We start from the raw sequence: 16,958 nt of genomic DNA, 5'->3' as shown, positions 1-16,958 counted from the left end.
GGGCCGGCTCGTTCACGTGATCGGCGGGCCGGCGGCCACAGGGTGGGAACGACCTGGTTACCATGTGGAAACAAAGCGTTTTCGATGGCCGGATCCCGCTAGAATTAGTGGGATGACCTTGTGAAAACCCTTGCTGCTCAACGAGAAGTGCCTCGCTGCCAACCGCTTCTGTGTAGGGTCGTCGGCGGGCCGGTGGTTCGCGGAATCACCGGCTCTATCAGCCGGGCGACAGAAGAGTTACGTATGAGTCGGTATGTACATTTTGTAGGCAGCCTCCCACCGGAACTGATGGCAGACGGCGACCGCGCCGCTCTGGAGTGGTTCGTCGATCACAGTGGCGGCAAACCGCTGACCGCGGTGCCCTGCGATCTGGACCCGGACTGGATCCTGGACTACCTCCGGGCCCGCCGCGAACATGCCGATGTCCTCGAACTGGTCAGCGGCGGCGAGTTCGCGGACTACAGCGACTTCCCCAGCTACGGCATCCGATCCGGGCGGAAACTCGAGCCCGGACATGTCTCGATGGATCGGATCGACCGGATCGATGAGGTGATGGCCGCTTTCGAATCCCTGCAGCGGGACAGGCCGGAATTGGCCGGGGCGAAACTGCAGATCAGCCAACCCAGCCCACTGGACCTGGCGATGTTCGTCTTCGCCGGCGCCGCGGTCTCCGGTGGGTTGCCCACCGGGCGCGCTCTGCGGCGTTCGAACCTGGTACTGGCCGCACTACGGCATCTGCCGGTGTTCACCGACGCCGTCCTGCGGGAGATGACGGAAATCGCTCGCCGCCACGGCGACCGGATCCTCTGGCAGATCGAATCACCCCTGGCCCTGCTGAGCGTGGTCAAAGCGCAGGACCTGCGCATGCTGTGGGCGATGGCGCCGATGGTCGCGCGTCAGCTCGCCGGGTTCCTGGAACAGGTGCACCGTATCGAAGGCGGAAACGACACCATCGTGCACCTGTGCTACGGCGACTACCAGCACCAGAGCCTGCTGAGCCCGCGTGACCTGACACCGGCGACAACCCTGCTGCGCCACACCGGCACTCTGCTCCGGCAGCGGAAGATACCCCTGCCCCCGGTGCACCTTCCGTGTGCCTACGGTTCCCACCCGGCACCCGTGGATCCCGCCTTCTACGCCCCGCTGCGCTCCCTCGATCCCGAGTGGCGCCTGATCGCCGGCGTCGCCTCCCCCGATACGGCCGAGGGCGGTGCCCGCGCGCTGTCTCTCTTCGAGCAGGCGGCCGGTCGCGCCTACGGCATCTCCGCCGCGTGTGGCCTGGGCCGGCACAGTGCCGAGGAGGCGCGGGTGTGCGCGGCGGGCATCGTCGCACTCGCGGACGCCGAGGGGCCCGCGGAGCCGGACCGGGACACCCATCACAGCAAAGATCCGGTCTCCGGGTGAATTCGGAGCACCGGTGTGGTGGGTGATGCCCGCATCACCCACCACACCGGTGCTCGACGCGGCGTGCTCCACCGAGTGGACGCACCTCACCGGACTCCGCCACGGCAATGTCTCGCGACCACCTGCGCAGTGGCCGGTGAGCCCTGAGGTACAAACCAGTGCGCGGAAGTTCGCAGGAACGGCCGCGCCGTAATCGTCCTCGTCCGAGTCCCGTAACTGGAGTCCCTTTCTTGACCACGCCACACCGTTTCCCGATGTCCCGGCTTCCGGCAGCGGGAGCCCACCCTGTCGCGCCCGGGCCGGTCGCCGAAATCCCCGGGCCGCGTTTCCCGATGTACACGCAGGAGTTCGCCGCGGACCCGCATCGCGTGTACGAGGAGATGCGAGCGCGGCACGGGTCGCTGGTGCCGGTGGAACTGGCACCCGGGGTACCGGCCACGCTGGTGATCGGTCACAAGATCGCCGTGCAGATCCTCAACGACCCCGATCATTTCCCGGCCGACCCGCGGTACTGGCAGGAAACCGTACCGCAGAATTCCCCGGTTCTGCCGATGATGAAGTGGTTTCCGGCCGCCCGGTACAACGTCGGCGAGTTGCACGCCCGCTATCGGCAGGCGTCCTCCGCCGGTATCGACGGTGTCGATCTCAATTCGCTGCCCCACACCGTCGAGCGGATCGCGACCCCGCTGATCAACACATTCTGCGAGCACGGCACCGCGGATCTGATGAGCCAGTACGCTTTCCCGCTCGCCCTCGAGATCATCAACCACATCTGCGGCTGCCCGGACGATATCGGTCTGCGGGTCGCGGCGGGTATGGCCGCTCGTTTCGATACGGTCCGGGCCGAAGAAGGGATGGGGATACTCAGATCCGCGCTCATGGAGTTGATCCATCTCAAACGTGATCGCCCCGGCGACGATGCCACCTCACGATTGGTCGGGCACGGTAACGCGCTCGACGATATCGAGGTGTTCGCGCAGCTGATGAGCTTCTACGGCGCGGGTTTCGAGGCTCAGCGCAACCTGATCACCAATGCGCTGCTGCTGATCATCACCGAGCCGCAGTACGGGGCGGGAAACAGCTTCGGCGGTAACCTCTCGACCGACGACGCCATCGACAACGTCCTTTTCAACGACCCACCGATGGCGAACTTCTGCACCACCTACCCGCGTCAGCCCATACCGGTCGAGGGAATCTGGCTGCCCGCGCATCAGCCGGTGGTCATCAGCCTTTCCGCCTGTAACAACGATCCCGAGATCCGCAGCGGATCCGATTCTCCCGGCGGCAGCTTCGTCGGAAACCGCTCACATCTGGCCTGGAGCGTCGGGCCGCACGCCTGCCCGGCCCAGTCGCTGGCACGTACCGCGGTGCGCAGCGCGATCGATGTCCTCCTCAACGCCATCCCCGATCTCCATCTCGATACCCGGCAGGCATTGGTGTGGCGCCCGGGCCCCTTCCATCGGGCGCTGGCCGGGCTGCCCGTGTATTTCGAGCCCGCCCCGCCGTTGAGCGTTCCGTGAACCACCCGGGTGGCGCGGAGCCGCTCGTGCCGCCCGGATCCGACGCGCGCTGCGCGATGGTGTGCTTCACCGACGTCGGCGGAGCACACCCCGACGGGATCGGCGCGGATCCACCTCGGTTCTCACCGTATGGGCGGGAAGTATCCGCTCCGGGGGGCGGGAATGTCAGGCGGTGGGGCGGAGACTGGACAGCACGCGGATGGCGTCCGACAGGGGGATCATCCGTTCCGGTTGTTCGCCGGACAATCCCAGTTCGATGTATTGGCGGATGAGTACCGACGGTGTGACGCAGTGCGCCGCGGCCACCTCACGGATGCGGTCGCGCAGATCCGCGGGCATCTTGAGCGAGGTGGTGACCATACCGCGTTCGATCTCGTCGGTGGCGGGCGGCAGCGGCGGCCTGTCGGCGGTGTCGTCGAAGGTCAGCTCGTCCAGGAACCGTTCGGCTTCGGCGGCGCTGCGCGGGTAACCGGGTTCGTTATTCATTTCGAGTCGCCTCCCATGCAGTGAACTCGGCGAGCTGGTGGGTTCCCATGGGCGCGGCCATGAGGATCTGCCAGCAATCGGGATACGAACGAGGCTGCCGCAACACCACCACCAGTGGCCGCCCGGCGTCGGTGCGGCCCCATACGGTGAGTACCGGTAACCCCTGGCGGGTGGTCGCCGGCCGCGGCCAGCGCCGCGGCGAGAACAGTACCTCCATCACTTCCCAGGTCGCGATTTCGAAGTGCTGAAGGAGCGGTTCGCTGGACGCATGCCATTCGTACTCCACAACTCAGCACAATAATACCCCGGTATTACCCGGTGCGGACCTCACCGGACGCCGGAAGGTGGAGGGCGTGGGAAGTGGGCCGGGCACGCTCCACCGCGCCGGGTCGTTGCCCGTTCGCCGCGCCGGTTCGCCGGCGAACGAGGCGAGTGTGGCAATTCCCCTGCGGCCGAACGGGGATCGCGGATATCGTGCTCCTCCTGAGCGCAACGGAACGTTCACGATGTCGTCGACGCGGGAGCGCATACTACCGGCCCACCGGCTGTCGCGGGGGCTAATTTGGAATTAAACCAATACTTGATTGATTCCAGAAAACGGGTAGGCTGCGGTTCGTGCCCACTACCGTCGAATTCGAGAACATGCTGCGCGACGCCGAACTGCGGGTGACCGCGCCGCGGCTCGCGGTGCTGCGCGTGGTGCACGACAACCCCCATTCCGATACCGACTCCATCAGCGGCCGGGTCCGGGAAACGCTGGGCGCGGTGTCCCACCAGGCCGTATACGACGTGCTGCGGGCATTGACCACCGCGGGCCTGCTGCGGCGTATCCAGCCCGTCGGCTCGGTCGCCCGATACGAGACCCGGGTCGCCGACAACCACCACCATCTCGTCTGCCGGTCCTGCGGCGTGATCGCCGACGTCGACTGCGCCACCGGCCCCGCCCCCTGCCTGACCGCCTCCGACGACCACGGCTTCACCATCGAGACCGCCGAGGTCACCTATTGGGGCCTGTGCCCCACCTGCTCTTCGTCCCCCAGCTAGAACACCCTCCCTACCGGAAGGAACGCAGTGTCCGAGACCACCACTGGCCAGTGCCCGTTCGCGGCCAAACACCCCACCACCGGTGCCGGCAACCGGGACTGGTGGCCGAACCAGCTCAACCTGAAGATCCTGCGGAAGAACGCCCCGGCGTCGGACCCGATGAACCCGGACTTCGATTACGCCGCCGAGTTCGCGACCCTGGACCTGAACGAGGTCCGCAAGGACATCACCGCAGTACTCACCACCTCACAGGACTGGTGGCCCGCCGATTTCGGCCACTACGGTCCGCTGATGGTCCGGATGGCCTGGCACAGCGCCGGCACCTATCGCACCACCGACGGCCGGGGTGGCGCGGGCGGCGGTATGCAGCGTTTCGCGCCGTTGAACAGCTGGCCCGACAACGCGAACCTGGACAAGGCGCGCCGGCTGCTGTGGCCGGTGAAGAAGAAGTACGGCAGGAAACTGTCCTGGGCCGACCTCATGATCTTCGCCGGCAATGTGGCACTGGAATCCATGGGCTTCCAGACCTTCGGTTTCGCCGGTGGCCGCGCCGATCTGTGGGAACCGGACGAGGATGTGTACTGGGGCCCGGAGGCGACCTGGCTGGGCGACGAACGCTACAGCGGCGAACGAGATCTGGAGAACCCGCTGGGCGCCGTCCAGATGGGACTGATCTACGTGAACCCAGAAGGCCCGAACGGCAACCCGGATCCGCTGGCCGCGGCCGTGGACATCAAGGAGACCTTCGGCCGGATGGCCATGGATCTGGAAGAGACCGTCGCGCTGATCGCGGGCGGGCATACCTTCGGGAAAACCCACGGCGCCGGCGATGCCGCACTGGTCGGCGCCGAGCCGGAGGCCGGGTCGATCGAGCAGCAGGGCCTGGGCTGGAAGAGTGCCCACGGCGCCGGTAAGGCCGCAGACGCGATCACCAGTGGCCTGGAAGTCACCTGGACCACCAAGCCCGCGCAGTGGACCAACGACTTCTTCGAAATCCTGTTCGGCTACGAATGGGAGCTCACCAAGAGCCCGGCGGGCGCCCACCAGTGGGTGGCCCAGGGCGCCGAGGACATCATCCCGGACGCGCACGACCCGGCGAAGCGCAAGAAGCCGACGATGCTGACCACCGATCTGTCGCTGCGGGTCGATCCGGAGTTCGGGCCGATCTCCCGTCGCTTCCTGGAGAACCCGGACCAGTTCGCCGACGCGTTCGCCCGCGCCTGGTACAAGCTGACCCACCGCGATATGGGTCCCATCGAGCGCTACCTGGGTCCGGAGGTTCCCGCCGAGATCCAGATCTGGCAGGACCCGATCCCGGCCGTGGACTTCGAGGTGGTCGACGAGGCGGATATCGCCGCTCTCAAGGAGCAGGTGCTGGCGTCCGGGCTGACGGTACCGCAGCTGGTGTCCACCGCCTGGGCCTCGGCGTCGACGTTCCGCTCCAGTGACAAGCGCGGTGGCGCCAACGGCGCCCGTATCCGCCTGGAGCCGCAGAAGAGCTGGGACGTCAACGAACCCGAACAGCTGTCCGCCGTACTGAGCGCGCTGGAGAAGATCCAGGAATCGTTCAACGCCGCCCAGTCCGGGGGCAAGAAGGTATCGCTGGCCGACCTGATCGTGATCGCCGGTGCCGCCGGTGTCGAACAGGCCGCGAAAGCCGCCGGTGTGGCCGTTACCGTGCCGGTGACACCGGGCCGTAACGACGCACTGCAGGAGCAGACCGATGTGGATTCCTTCGCCGTGCTCGAACCACGGGCCGACGGTTTCCGCAACTACATCGGCAAGGGGCACCGGCTGCCGTCGGAACATCTGCTGATCGACCGCGCGAATCTGCTGGGCCTCACCGCGCCGGAGATGACCGTACTGCTCGGCGGGCTGCGCGTGCTGGGCGCGAACTACCGGCAGTCGGAACAGGGTGTGTTCACCGAGAACGTCGGCACATTGTCGAACGATTTCTTCGTGAACCTGCTCGATATGGGGATCGAGTGGAAATCCACCGACGAGTCCCAGGAGACCTTCGAGGCGCGTGATATCGCGACCGGCGAGGTCAAATGGACCGGTACCCGCTACGACCTGGTGTTCGGTTCCAACTCCGAACTGCGCGCGGTCGCCGAGGTCTACGCCTGCGACGACGCGAAGGAGAAGTTCGTTCACGACTTCGTCGCGGCCTGGCACAAGGTGATGAACGCGGATCGTTTCGACCTGGCCTGATATCGGCCCCTCCGGCCGGGCCGGGTGGGTGGTCTCCGGTTGCCCGGGCACCGTACGGTGCCCGGGCAACCGGCTTTCCGGGCCGGTGCCGTGTGCTCAACGGCGCCAGAAGAAATGGTGGACGACGCCGCTGGGGCTGGGGACCTTCTCCAGGTGGAATCGGTCGAGCAGTTCCTCGGGGCTGTTCCAGAGCCGTTCACCGGCGCCGAGCTCGTGGGGCGCGACGGCGATGTGCAGGGTGTCCACGAGATCGGCGGCGAGGAAGTCGCGCACCGTGGCCACTCCCCCGCCGATACGCACATCACGGCCGTCGGCTGCCGTAAAAGCCTGTTCGGGAGTGGCATCCAGGAAGTGGAAGGTGGTCTCTCCCAGCGAGAACGTCGGCCGGCGCGTTGATAAAGGGCATCGCCTCCGATATCCTCACCGCCGCCTATCTGGAAGCGTCCGCCGGCCGGGGTGCGAACGCTCACGAAGCCCCGGCGCGCAGGGAGGTCAGAGCGGCCGACAGGAGAGCGTCGGCGTAGGCGGGAGTGAGCCCACCCAGGCCGAGTGACCACCGGGTTTGGATGGGACCGAGCAGAAGATCGGTGGCGAGTTCGAGGTCGAGATCGCGGCGTAGTTCACCGGCGTCCACCGCGGCCGCGAGACGGCCGGCCACGGCGGCGCGCTGCGGTAGCAGCAGGCGCTCACGGTAGGTGGCGGCGAGTTCGGGATCCTGCTGGATCTCGATGAACACGGCGCGTAGGAACGCCTCGGTATGCGGATCGGTCAGGGTTTCGATCGACCCGTGCAGCAGTGCGCCCAGATCGGTGGCGATATCGCCGGTATCCGGTAGGGCCGGGCCCTGGGGGCCGGTGCTGGATTCCAGCATGGCTTCGAAGATCACGGCGCCTTTGGAGGGCCACCACCGATAGATCGTCTGCTTTCCCACCCCGGCGCGCGCGGCGATCGCTTCGATGGTGAGTTTGCCGTAGGGCATTTCACGGATGAGCGCCGCGGCGGCGGTGAGGATCGCGTCGCGGGAACGTTTGCTGCGGCGGGCGGCGGCGGGGGTGTCTGCCATGGCCCCCATGATAACTGTAATGAGACGAACCGTCTCGTCTTGACAAGCGCGGAGGCGGACTGCCACCCTTGACGAGACGCAACGTCTCGTAGCGAAAGGCTTGTCTTGACCAGAACCTGGTTCGTCACCGGCGCCAACCGCGGCCTGGGCCGTGCCTTCACCGAGGCGGCACTCGCACACGGTGATCATGTGGTGGCCACCGCCCGCAACCCGCACACCATGCAGGACCTCGTCCACGACCGCCTGACCGTCCTCCCCCTCGACATCCGGGACCGGGAGAACGTCCGCACCGCGGTACGCCAGGCGTTCACCGTCACCGGGACCGTCGACGTCATCGTCAACAACGCCGGATACGGGCTCGTCGGCGCGGTCGAAGAATTCAGCGAAACCGAGATCCGTGACCAGATGGACACCAACTTCTACGGCGCGGTGTGGGTTTCCCAGGCCGCGCTCCCGCACCTACGCGCCCAGGGCCACGGGCATATCGTGCAGATCTCGACCGTCGGAGCGGTCGGCAGCATGCCGCTGTTCGGCATGTACAACGCCGGTAAATGGGCCCTGGAAGGGTTCAGTGCCGCCCTCGCCGACGAAATGCGCCCCTTCGGAATCGCGGTTACCATCGCCCAACTGGGTGGTTTCGATACCGACTGGGCGAAAACCAGTATGCGATTCGCTACCGCGAACCCCGCCTACGCGCAACTGCGCACCGCCGTACTCGGCACACCGGACTACCCCGGCCCGCACACGCGGCCCGAACCCGAAGCCCCGCAACCCGCCGGGGAACCCGAGTGGGTCGACGCCGACCCGGCCGTCGCGGCCGCGGCACTGCTGGAACTGGTGGAACTACCCGATCCCCCGCTGCGCCGGATCATCGGCCCGGGCGCCCACCAGATGGTGTCGATGGCATTGGACCAGCGACGGCTCGACTACACCACCGATCCCGAATTCAGCTGGCCCGCAGGAACGGACCCGGCGCGGACCTGAGCCGCCGGGTACCGAGGCTTCTGGCTGGATCTGCGCAACGCCGCCGACCGCGGCTGAACCGGAGAATCGACAAGCGCCACCCGGTACGGAGATGATCACCGGTATGGCAGCTACGCACCACTACGAATGCCGCACCGACTGGACCGGGGCGGGTGACCACGGCACGGTCGACTACCGGTCCTACGACCGCTCCTATGTGACACGGGCGGCCGGGCGCCCCGACCTGGCCGGATCGGCGGATCCGGCCTTCCGGGGCGATAGGCGACGCTGGAATCCCGAACTGCTGCTCGTGGCCGCCCTGAGTCAATGCCATCTCCTGTGGTATCTGCATCTCTGCGCGACCGGTGGTGTCACGGTGCTCGGCTACCGTGACGATGCGCGGGGAGTCATGGCCGAGGACAGCGAAGGCGGTGGCCGCTTCACCGAGGTCGAACTACGGCCGGTGGTCACCGTCGCCTCCGCCGGGATGGTCGACCGCGCCCGGGAACTGCACCGTGAGGCCGCGGCCGAATGCTTCATCGCCGCCTCGGTGAACTTCCCGGTGACCCATTCCCCGCGTATCGAGGTCGCGGGGTGATCGGCGCGGCCCCGGTCACCGCTGCCGGGGAGCATATGCGGCCAAGGCGGCGGCCACCCGATCCATCACCTGGTGCCAGTGGGTTCGCTGGCGTTCCCGTTCGGCCGCGCTGGACATCCGCTCCTGGTGGAAGCGGAGCACCGTCGTATTCGCGGTCGCGGCGGTGGTGGTGACCTGCACCGTGGTCGTGCCGTGGGTCAGGCGGATTCGCTCACCCGGGCGGTAGCTGCGGATCTCACCGCCTGCACCGGATTCGGTCCGGTAGGTGGCGCCCGGCTCCGGGAGCGGCGCGGCTCCGGCACCGAGCCAGGCGGTGATACCGGCGGGACTGGTCAGGTAGTTCCAGACCGTGTCCCGCGCATGCGGCAGGGTCCGGGATACGCCGATCTGCCAGCCTGCGTCCTTCGTGAGTCCGGTGGGCACAGTGATCATCCTTCTTTCTCGGTGTGACGGGAGCGGTGCGCGCGCACCTTGTGCCGGTTGCCGCAATGCTCCATGGAGCACCAGCGCCGCCGGCCCGGGCGGGAGGTATCGACGTACATCAGCTGGCAGTCGGCTGCCGCGCAGACCCGGATCCGCTGGGCGTAGGGGCCGGTGAGCAGCTCGATGGCGTCGCGGGCGAGGGTGGACAGCAGTTGGGTGCCCGTGCCGGGCTCCTGCCAGCCGCGGGCGCCGTCCGCGGTGACAGTGGGAACCAGTGGCGGCCGGGCGGCGGTCTGGTTCACGGTTTCCAGATCCGCGGAGTCCGGGGGTTCGCCACGGGTGTGCGCCCGGACGACGGCGAACAATGCGTCCCGGAAGTGGCGGGCGGTGGTGAGTTCGGCCGCGGTGATCTCCAGTTCCGGAGTGGGGGTGAGACGGCTGCGTGCGGCCCATGCGGCCACATCGCCGGGTTCGTGCAACACCTCGTAGACCCGGTACGGGCCGGGACCGCCGGTGAGCAGCAGTTCCAGGCACAACGCGCCGGGATCGAACAGGTAGGTGCCACCGGTATGGGAACGCAGGATGAGCCCCGGGTGTGGACCAGCAGTCATGTAACCACTATAACTAGTTACATGACTCTCGGTTGGAAACTCGTCATCGACAGCGCAGACGCACCCGTGATCGCGGACTTCTGGGCTGCCGCCCTGGAATACGTACCGGAAGACCAGACCACCCTGATCGACCAACTGCTCGCCGCCGGTCACCTCGATCCCGCCGCCGTCACCGAACACGGCGGCCGCAAACTCTTCCGCGGCCTTGCCGCCGTCCGTCACCCCGACGATCCGTTCGACCCGGTCACCGGTATCGGAAAAGGACGCCGCCTCCTGTTCCAGGACGTCCCCGAACCGAAAACAGCGAAGAACCGCCTGCACATCGATATCCACAGCGCCCCCGGCGGTCTCGACGAACTGGTCACCCGCCTGGAACAACTCGGCGCCACCCGGGTCCGGGAAGTGGATCAGGGGCCCGCCGGGCACTGGTGGGTCATGCTGGATCCGGAAGGCAACGAATTCTGCGCCTCCTGAGCGAAGTCACCACACCAAGGTCAATTCCGGGATCCGCACCCGGCCGAAGAAACGTTTGGCGATATCGCTGCCGTCGAAGTTGTAGCCGTTCATGATCTCGGCCAACTCGGTCGCCAGCTCCTGCAACCGGGGACTGACCCGCTCGATACCGTCCTCGACCACCCAGCCCCACTCACGCGGCACATTCTCGATCGTGATGTCGATACAACCGTGATGGGGCAGATCGACCGAAATATCGATCTGTACCGGCGCGTCCCCCAGCGGATCGCGGACGGCGGGCTCACCCAACCGGGTCTGCGGCGCGAACATGACGCGCGCCAACGCGATATCCGCGCGGATCATCTCGGCCACCGCCGGCAGATCGGCGTGCTTACCCACCCGATGATGGCGGTTGCCGTAGGTGCGGTCACCGGTCGGTACACAACCGGAACGATCCAGCAACCGGTCGAGCATGCGTTGCGCGGTCGCGCGTTCGCCCTCGCCGGTATTGGGGTGCTCGATGAGAGCACGCAGGCGCATGATCCGATGGCTCGCCGTGGTCGCCATACCAAGGAAGAGTAGCGAAACCGGAACCGATTCGACGCCTCAGCCGCGGGTGCGTCCGCCGGAACCCTCCGCATTCGCGATCACCGAGCTCACCTGCTGATCCGTCGTCAGCGCCTCGCCCTCCGCCGCCCCCAGCGCGGTCCGGATCTCCAGCACCCCGAAAACCGTCATACAGCAGCCCGCGACCACCGCCAGCGTCTGGATATCCTCGAACGGCGCGATCGCGACCACCAGCCCCGCGGTCAGCGTCAACAACCCGAACACTTCCTGTTTACCGCCTCCGGTGAGATCATCGTCATCCCACACCCCGGCCACCGCGTGCGCGATCCCCCGAACCGCCCACGCCAACCCCAGCCACATCGCCAGCAACAGCGTCCAGTTCCCCGCCCGGAAACACAGTGTCGCGGTCACCAGTGAACACAGCGCGGCGACAAAGAGGAGAGCACGCGGAAAACGGCCCAGCCGGCTCCCGAAAGCCACCACCGCCAAGGTCACCGTGCCGCACAGCAGCGAGAACATGAAAAGATTGCCCACCGCACCCAGCGATTTACCCGGCCAGGCCACCGTCGCGACCCCGAGCACCACCGAACAGACACCCATCGACAGCACCGTCCGGCGGACACCGCGACCGAACACCGGAGCGGCCTCCGCTTCCTCGTAGGTCGGCATAGCTGAATGATATGGGTTCGCAATCCGAATTGCCGCACGGTTGCCGGAGTGTCCCCGCGCTCTCCGCGGACGGACGCTGGTTTACGCAGGCAAAACATTTCACCCCTGCGTTAACGAAATGGGAACATCACGGGTAACAGCAGGGAAACACGGCGGTCAGACCATCATCTGGCAGGTTCGTATGCCGGTACGGATCCGCGAGTCACACCTTTGATGAGGCACACGCGGGGTGTAACTCGACCTCACTCGCTGTGCAACACAAAGGCTATAGACAGATGCAAACACGCCGGTACATCGCCGCTTCCCTGCTCGCTGTCGCCACACTCGGCGCCGCCACCACCACCGCATACGCCGCCCCGGTCCCCACCGCACCCGACGACGGCACCACCCTGCAGACCGATATCCTGCCCGGTATCCACTACACCGCCAGCATCGTCGACAGCTCGGTCGTCCTGCGAACCGACGGCGGCTCGCTCACCATCCAGGGCAGCCAATTCCAGGTACTCGACGACCAGGGCCGGCTCGTCGCGGGCCTGCCCCTCACCTACCTCAAAGACGGAAAGGAATGGCCGATCGCCGCCCAGGTCGACGGCAATACCGCCACCTTCACCCCCAGCACCGACCCGGCACAGGCCCGGCCCGCCACCATGCTGCAACCAGTGGGCATGGAAGACTTCGACAGCGCCCTCGGCATGGCAGCCACCCAATTCGGCCTCGCTACCGGTATCGGCACCCTGCTGGGCAGCCTCATCGGCGGCGCGCTGGGCTGCGTCGCGGGAGCAGCCATCGGCGCACCGCTGGTGGTCCCGACATTCTTCGCCGGCCCCATCGGGCTCTGCCTCACCGGCGCGGCCGCCGGTGTCACCCTCGGTGTCGCCGCCGGAGTGGTTCTCATCGGAGTCCCGGTGGGAATCGCGGCCGCACTGCAGTTCTACGACACGGTGTATGTGAAGTAGACACCTCACACCAGGGGCCCGGGAACATTCCCGGGCCCCTGGTGTGAGATCCGAACCGCTTGCTCCGGTCACCCACGAGCAGGTTTCTCCGCGGCATACAGCCATCCCCGCGCGGGAATCCGCACGAGGTCGGTCTCGTACGGCCGCAACGCCGCCGCGACGGCACTCCCGGCTCTACGCACGGCGGTCACATCGGCGCCCCCGATGAACGAACGAAGCTGGGCATCGAACAGGAATTCGGTGGCGTCGCGGCAGTCGCGGCCGAGGACGGTAGAAACCTCGAAACCGGCTGCGGTAACCGCGGTGAGGCCCGCGCCGGTCAGCACATCGCGAACCAGATCGGGGTCGGAGAAGTCGGCGACCCTGGGGTCGAGGTCGGCGGAATCAGAAATCGGCAGGTGTTCGGCCAGCGCCGCGAAGATCGCCGCAACGGCTTCGCCCGGCTCTCGATGACAGGTGAACACGAGCCGGCCACCCGGCTTCAGGGCGGTGGCGATATTGGCGAACGCGGCGACGGGATCGGCGAAGAACATCACCCCCGCGCGGCTGATCACCGTATCGAAACGAGCCCTGAGGAGCGGGTGGACTTCCGCATCACTCTGCTCGAACTCGACATTGGTGAGCTTCTCGGATTCGGCGATCTGTCGTGCGCGGGTGAGCATCGGCTCCGAAAGGTCGAGCCCGACCACTCGCCCGTGGACGGCCACCCGAGCGGCGATGCGGGTGGTTTGCCCGGTCCCACAGCCGATATCGAGCACCTGGCTGTGCCCGGTGAGTGCGGCGGCTTCGAAAAGAGGCTTGTCGTAACCGCAACCCATGGCGTCGTATCGGGCATGGTGTTCGGCCCAGTGGTGTCCGTCTTCTCCGTTCCATACCCGGAACTGTTCGATGTTGCGAATGGGCGCCATAGCGATTCTCCCTGTGCGGAATGGTCGTTGCGCCCGACCGTTCCCCGCGACCCTGCCGAATCGGTGCCGGATACCTGTCATCGCCCCGAGGGTCTCCGGGAGAATCACGGTGTGCGCATCGAGGTTCTGGGACCGCTGCGAGTTGTCGTCGACAACCGGAGCGTAGGGGTGGGCGGCGTGCGCGCACGTGCGCTACTGGCACGGCTGGCCCTGGAAGCGGACCACGTGGTGTCCACCCGGACGCTGGTGGAAACAGTATGGCCGGAAGAAACTCCGCACCATCCCGACGCGGCCCTCCATTCACTGGTGTCGCGGTTACGGCGAGCACTCCCGGAACCGGCGAAACTGCTCACGGCGCCGGCGGGATACCGGTTGGACGTCCCGGCCGACGCGGTCGATGCCACACGATTCGAACGGCTGGCCGAAGAAGGACGTCGAGCTCTCCGCGCCGGACGCCCCGGCGCGGCCCGGGAACTCCTCACCGAGGCGCTGGGATTGTGGCGGGGCGAGCCGCTGTCCGATATCGCGCACCTACCGTTCGCGGCCGCGGCGGCCACCCGGCTGGAAGAACTGCGCTTGAACGCCACCGAAGACCGCATCGAGGCGGCGCTGACCGGGGCTTCTCCGGAGCGGGCCCGGATCCCGGCCGAACTGAACCAGTTGATCGCCACGCACCCGTTGCGGGAACGATTGCGCGAACTTCTCATCCGCGCATTCATCGCCGACGGCAGGCAAACCGAAGCACTGTCCACCTACGAGGACTACCGTGTCCTGCTCGCAACGGAATTGGGTACCGACCCCGGGCCGCAACTGCGCGAGCTGCATCTACGAGTACTACGCGGGGACACCGAGCGAGCACACTACCGCGGGAACCTGCGCGCCCCGTTGACCAGTTTCGTCGGCCGCGACGCCGAGCGGCGGCGCGTAGGCCGACAGTTCCTGGACAATCGGCTGGTGACACTGGTCGGTCCCGGAGGGGTGGGAAAAACCCGCCTCGCCACCACGGTGGGCGCCGAACTGGATATCCCGGTCCGGCTGGTCGAACTCGTATCGGTGACACGCTCCGACGAGGTGGCTCATACGGTGGCGGCGACCCTCGGCCTGCAGGACTCGGCAGATGCCCTGTCCCGTCTGGTCGAGGCTCTGGCGAACCGTGAGACCGCCATCATCCTCGATGGCTGCGAGCATGTGATCGGCCCGGCGGCGCAACTGACAGCGGAACTACTCGGCCGTTGCCCCCGGCTCCGGGTGCTGGCCACCAGCCGGGAACCACTGGGCATCACCGGCGAGGTGCTGTTCCCGGTAACACCGCTGGCAGCGGGGCCCGCGGCCCGGCTGTTCACCGATCGGGCGCGAGCCGTACAACCCGATTTCGTACCGACCGACGACGTCGAGCGGATATGCCTCCGATTGGACTGTTTACCGCTGGCCATCGAGCTGGCAGCCGTTCGCCTGCGGTCCATGCCGATCGGAACACTCGCCGCCCGCTTGGACGACCGGTTCCGGCTCCTGACCGTCGGCAGCCGCGCCGCCCCTGCCCGGCACCGGACCTTGCGGGCCGTGGTGGAATGGAGTTGGGACCTGCTCACCGACACCGAACGCGACGCGGCGGACCGGGCAGCCGTCTTCCCGGTGAAATTCACCGGCGAGGCAGCAGAACACCTCGGCCTCACCACCGAGGACCTGCATGCTCTGGTCGACAAGTCGCTGCTGGAATACGCGCACGGCACATACCGGATGCTCGACACGATCCGCGAGTTCGGTCTGGAGCGACTGAAGGCAACCGGCCGCCTGGCCGCTACGCGTACCGCCTACACCGCCCACTTCCTCGAACTGGCCGAACGCGCCGAACCGCACCTCCGCAGCGCCGGCCAGATCTCCTGGCTCGCCCGACTCGAGACCGAACGCGACAATCTGACCGCGGCGCTCACCGTCGCCGTGGACAGCGACGACACCGGTACGGCCGTCCGGCTGGGTGCCGCGCTCGGCCAGTTCTGGACCGTCCACGGCGATCACGCGGAAGCCACCAGGAAACTACGCGAGGTGCTCTCGATGCCCGGTGCGGCGCCGCTCGACGCACGACAGCGCGCGACCGCCGCCTACCTGCTCAATGCGACTTTTGCGGGCAGCCTCGGCGACGCGGCGGCCACCGTGGAACGGCCCTGTGCTACGCCCGAACCGACTTCCGCCCTCATCGGTGTCCTGCTGGCACTGGCCACCGGCGAGATCGATGACGGATCGGCGATACTGGAACCGCACCTGAAACACCCCGATCCGTGGACCCGGGGAATGCTGCTGTTCCTCCGTTCGCTGCTGCACGGTGCCTCGGGGCGGCCCGGCCGCGACCGAGCGGATATCACCGCAGCTGTCGAAGAGTTTCGCGCCTGCGGGGAACGGTGGGGATTATCGTTGTCGTTGATGTCGCTGGCAAGCGCGCTGGTCACCGTCGGTGACATCGACGAGGCACTGGGCATGCTGGACGAAGCAGCTCGGCTCTCCCGCGAACTCGGCACGCACGACGGTCAGCAGGCCTGGCTGGCGATGGTCCGTATCGACGCCGGGGATATCGAGACCGCGCGCAAACAATTATCGGACATCATCACCCGGGCTGCCGCTCCGCACGAGATCAGACTCGCCCGGATCTCCCTCTCCGGTCTCGCCCGGTACGACGGCGACCTCGCCGAGGCGGAAAGGCATCTCGGCTACGCGGCGGACGCCACGGAACCTCCCGAGCGGGCACTGTATGCGGCCGGCGCGGGATATCTCGCCGCGGCCGGCGGAAATATCGATACCGCCGCCCGCTACCTCGGCGAAGCGCGGGATATCGCCGTCGGCCTGCCCGATATGCCGATGCTCGCCCATGTGGCAGTCGGGATGGCCGATCTGGCCCACCGGCAAGGTGAGCCCCATCGGGCAGCGGAAATTCTCGGTATGGCCCACGCCGTGCGGGGCGGCTCCAATTCCGGCAATCCCGACGTCGCGCGGTTGACGTATGCCCTGCGGGAATATCGAGCCGATTACAAGCGCGGCTGCTCCCTCGACCACGCGAGTGCGGTGGCGAAACTCCGGGTGTACTGACCGC

General features: G+C 67.1%; 17 protein-coding genes and 1 pseudogene. 9 read left to right on the top strand and 9 right to left on the bottom strand.

The genetic code is table 11. The annotated features are described in order from the left end of the window. Positions 1-288 precede the first annotated feature (288 nt). Positions 289-1,404 carry a hypothetical protein gene (locus tag ACYR7D_RS21195; protein WP_459546277.1) on the top strand — a complete coding sequence of 372 codons (1,116 nt, stop codon included), beginning with the start codon at positions 289-291 and terminating at the stop codon, positions 1,402-1,404. A 254-nt stretch (positions 1,405-1,658) separates the two neighbouring features. Then, complete coding sequence (locus ACYR7D_RS21190; protein WP_459546276.1) at positions 1,659-2,924, top strand: cytochrome P450 family protein; 1,266 nt, start codon at positions 1,659-1,661, stop codon at positions 2,922-2,924. A 165-nt stretch (positions 2,925-3,089) separates the two neighbouring features. Here ACYR7D_RS21190 and ACYR7D_RS21185 read toward each other — a convergent pair whose 3' ends face one another. Further along, positions 3,090-3,410, bottom strand: coding sequence for a hypothetical protein (locus ACYR7D_RS21185; protein WP_459546275.1), 321 nt, complete (start codon positions 3,408-3,410; stop codon positions 3,090-3,092). After that, positions 3,403-3,696, bottom strand: coding sequence for a hypothetical protein (locus tag ACYR7D_RS21180; protein WP_459546274.1), 294 nt, complete (start codon positions 3,694-3,696; stop codon positions 3,403-3,405). The genes ACYR7D_RS21185 and ACYR7D_RS21180 overlap by 8 nt, the downstream gene beginning before the upstream one ends. A 356-nt stretch (positions 3,697-4,052) precedes the next feature. Here ACYR7D_RS21180 and ACYR7D_RS21175 point away from each other — a divergent pair, with 356 nt between their 5' ends. After that, the gene (locus ACYR7D_RS21175; RefSeq protein WP_459550231.1) at positions 4,053-4,454 is read left to right on the top strand and encodes a Fur family transcriptional regulator; all 402 of its coding nucleotides are present in this window, start codon (positions 4,053-4,055) and stop codon (positions 4,452-4,454) included. A 27-nt stretch (positions 4,455-4,481) separates the two neighbouring features. After that, positions 4,482-6,665 carry a catalase/peroxidase HPI gene (katG, locus tag ACYR7D_RS21170; RefSeq protein WP_459546273.1) on the top strand — a complete coding sequence of 728 codons (2,184 nt, stop codon included), beginning with the start codon at positions 4,482-4,484 and terminating at the stop codon, positions 6,663-6,665. 96 nt (positions 6,666-6,761) lie between these two features. On the opposite strand, the pseudogene ACYR7D_RS21165 reads toward katG, so the two are convergent. Further along, positions 6,762-7,052, bottom strand: a pseudogene (locus tag ACYR7D_RS21165) (dihydrofolate reductase family protein); the annotation flags it as partial. A 79-nt stretch (positions 7,053-7,131) separates the two neighbouring features. After that, a complete protein-coding gene (locus ACYR7D_RS21160; RefSeq protein ID WP_459546272.1) occupies positions 7,132-7,728 on the bottom strand; it encodes a TetR/AcrR family transcriptional regulator in 597 nt (198 codons plus the stop codon). 105 nt (positions 7,729-7,833) lie between these two features. On the opposite strand from ACYR7D_RS21160, the gene ACYR7D_RS21155 reads away from it, so the two are divergent. Further along, positions 7,834-8,712, top strand: a complete 879-nt coding sequence (locus tag ACYR7D_RS21155; protein ID WP_459546271.1) for an SDR family NAD(P)-dependent oxidoreductase — start codon at positions 7,834-7,836, stop codon at positions 8,710-8,712. Positions 8,713-8,815: 103 nt separating this feature from the next. Continuing rightward, the gene (locus tag ACYR7D_RS21150; RefSeq protein ID WP_459546270.1) at positions 8,816-9,289 is read left to right on the top strand and encodes an OsmC family protein; all 474 of its coding nucleotides are present in this window, start codon (positions 8,816-8,818) and stop codon (positions 9,287-9,289) included. Between the two features lie 15 nt (positions 9,290-9,304). On the opposite strand, the gene ACYR7D_RS21145 is transcribed toward ACYR7D_RS21150, so the two are convergent. Beyond that, positions 9,305-9,721: an SRPBCC domain-containing protein gene (locus tag ACYR7D_RS21145; protein WP_459546269.1), complete on the bottom strand. Its 417-nt coding sequence runs from the start codon at positions 9,719-9,721 to the stop codon at positions 9,305-9,307. Further along, on the bottom strand, positions 9,718-10,323 hold the full coding sequence (locus ACYR7D_RS21140; RefSeq protein ID WP_459546268.1) for a CGNR zinc finger domain-containing protein: 606 nt from the start codon (positions 10,321-10,323) through the stop codon (positions 9,718-9,720). Before ACYR7D_RS21140 ends, ACYR7D_RS21145 begins: the two co-directional genes overlap by 4 nt. Positions 10,324-10,344: 21 nt before the next feature. On the opposite strand from ACYR7D_RS21140, the gene ACYR7D_RS21135 reads away from it, so the two are divergent. Beyond that, positions 10,345-10,797 carry a VOC family protein gene (locus ACYR7D_RS21135; protein WP_459546267.1) on the top strand — a complete coding sequence of 151 codons (453 nt, stop codon included), beginning with the start codon at positions 10,345-10,347 and terminating at the stop codon, positions 10,795-10,797. Between the two features lie 6 nt (positions 10,798-10,803). Here the strand turns inward: ACYR7D_RS21135 and ACYR7D_RS21130 are convergent, their stop codons facing one another. Both ACYR7D_RS21130 and ACYR7D_RS21125 read right to left on the bottom strand, forming a co-directional pair. After that, complete coding sequence (locus ACYR7D_RS21130; protein WP_459546266.1) at positions 10,804-11,343, bottom strand: hypothetical protein; 540 nt, start codon at positions 11,341-11,343, stop codon at positions 10,804-10,806. 39 nt (positions 11,344-11,382) lie between these two features. Further along, positions 11,383-12,012 carry an HdeD family acid-resistance protein gene (locus ACYR7D_RS21125; RefSeq protein WP_459546265.1) on the bottom strand — a complete coding sequence of 210 codons (630 nt, stop codon included), beginning with the start codon at positions 12,010-12,012 and terminating at the stop codon, positions 11,383-11,385. A gap of 275 nt (positions 12,013-12,287) precedes the next feature. On the opposite strand from ACYR7D_RS21125, the gene ACYR7D_RS21120 reads away from it, so the two are divergent. Continuing rightward, a complete protein-coding gene (locus ACYR7D_RS21120) occupies positions 12,288-12,968 on the top strand; it encodes a hypothetical protein (RefSeq protein ID WP_459546264.1) in 681 nt (226 codons plus the stop codon). A gap of 68 nt (positions 12,969-13,036) precedes the next feature. On the opposite strand, the gene ACYR7D_RS21115 is transcribed toward ACYR7D_RS21120, so the two are convergent. Continuing rightward, a complete protein-coding gene (locus tag ACYR7D_RS21115; RefSeq protein ID WP_459546263.1) occupies positions 13,037-13,876 on the bottom strand; it encodes a class I SAM-dependent methyltransferase in 840 nt (279 codons plus the stop codon). A 111-nt stretch (positions 13,877-13,987) separates the two neighbouring features. Between ACYR7D_RS21115 and ACYR7D_RS21110 the strand changes: the two genes are divergently transcribed. Then, positions 13,988-16,954 carry a BTAD domain-containing putative transcriptional regulator gene (locus ACYR7D_RS21110; RefSeq protein ID WP_459546262.1) on the top strand — a complete coding sequence of 989 codons (2,967 nt, stop codon included), beginning with the start codon at positions 13,988-13,990 and terminating at the stop codon, positions 16,952-16,954. Positions 16,955-16,958 lie beyond the last annotated feature (4 nt).

The organism is Nocardia sp. X0981 (genome assembly GCF_977089955.1).
This window is presented reverse-complemented; position numbering and strand designations above follow the sequence as displayed.

What these genes read in the sequence shown, in the direction of transcription:
- ACYR7D_RS21195 (WP_459546277.1), top strand. Translation starts at nt 289, where the DNA reads ATGGCAGACGGCGACCGCGCCGCTCTGGAGTGGTTCGTCGATCACAGT.
- ACYR7D_RS21190 (WP_459546276.1), top strand. Translation starts at nt 1,659, where the DNA reads ATGTCCCGGCTTCCGGCAGCGGGAGCCCACCCTGTCGCGCCCGGGCCG.
- ACYR7D_RS21185 (WP_459546275.1), bottom strand. Translation starts at nt 3,410, where the DNA reads ATGAATAACGAACCCGGTTACCCGCGCAGCGCCGCCGAAGCCGAACGG.
- ACYR7D_RS21175 (WP_459550231.1), top strand. Translation starts at nt 4,053, where the DNA reads ATGCTGCGCGACGCCGAACTGCGGGTGACCGCGCCGCGGCTCGCGGTG.
- ACYR7D_RS21160 (WP_459546272.1), bottom strand. Translation starts at nt 7,728, where the DNA reads ATGGCAGACACCCCCGCCGCCGCCCGCCGCAGCAAACGTTCCCGCGAC.
- ACYR7D_RS21150 (WP_459546270.1), top strand. Translation starts at nt 8,816, where the DNA reads ATGGCAGCTACGCACCACTACGAATGCCGCACCGACTGGACCGGGGCG.
- ACYR7D_RS21145 (WP_459546269.1), bottom strand. Translation starts at nt 9,721, where the DNA reads ATGATCACTGTGCCCACCGGACTCACGAAGGACGCAGGCTGGCAGATC.
- ACYR7D_RS21140 (WP_459546268.1), bottom strand. Translation starts at nt 10,323, where the DNA reads ATGACTGCTGGTCCACACCCGGGGCTCATCCTGCGTTCCCATACCGGT.
- ACYR7D_RS21135 (WP_459546267.1), top strand. Translation starts at nt 10,345, where the DNA reads ATGACTCTCGGTTGGAAACTCGTCATCGACAGCGCAGACGCACCCGTG.
- ACYR7D_RS21130 (WP_459546266.1), bottom strand. Translation starts at nt 11,343, where the DNA reads ATGGCGACCACGGCGAGCCATCGGATCATGCGCCTGCGTGCTCTCATC.
- ACYR7D_RS21125 (WP_459546265.1), bottom strand. Translation starts at nt 12,012, where the DNA reads ATGCCGACCTACGAGGAAGCGGAGGCCGCTCCGGTGTTCGGTCGCGGT.
- ACYR7D_RS21120 (WP_459546264.1), top strand. Translation starts at nt 12,288, where the DNA reads ATGCAAACACGCCGGTACATCGCCGCTTCCCTGCTCGCTGTCGCCACA.
- ACYR7D_RS21115 (WP_459546263.1), bottom strand. Translation starts at nt 13,876, where the DNA reads ATGGCGCCCATTCGCAACATCGAACAGTTCCGGGTATGGAACGGAGAA.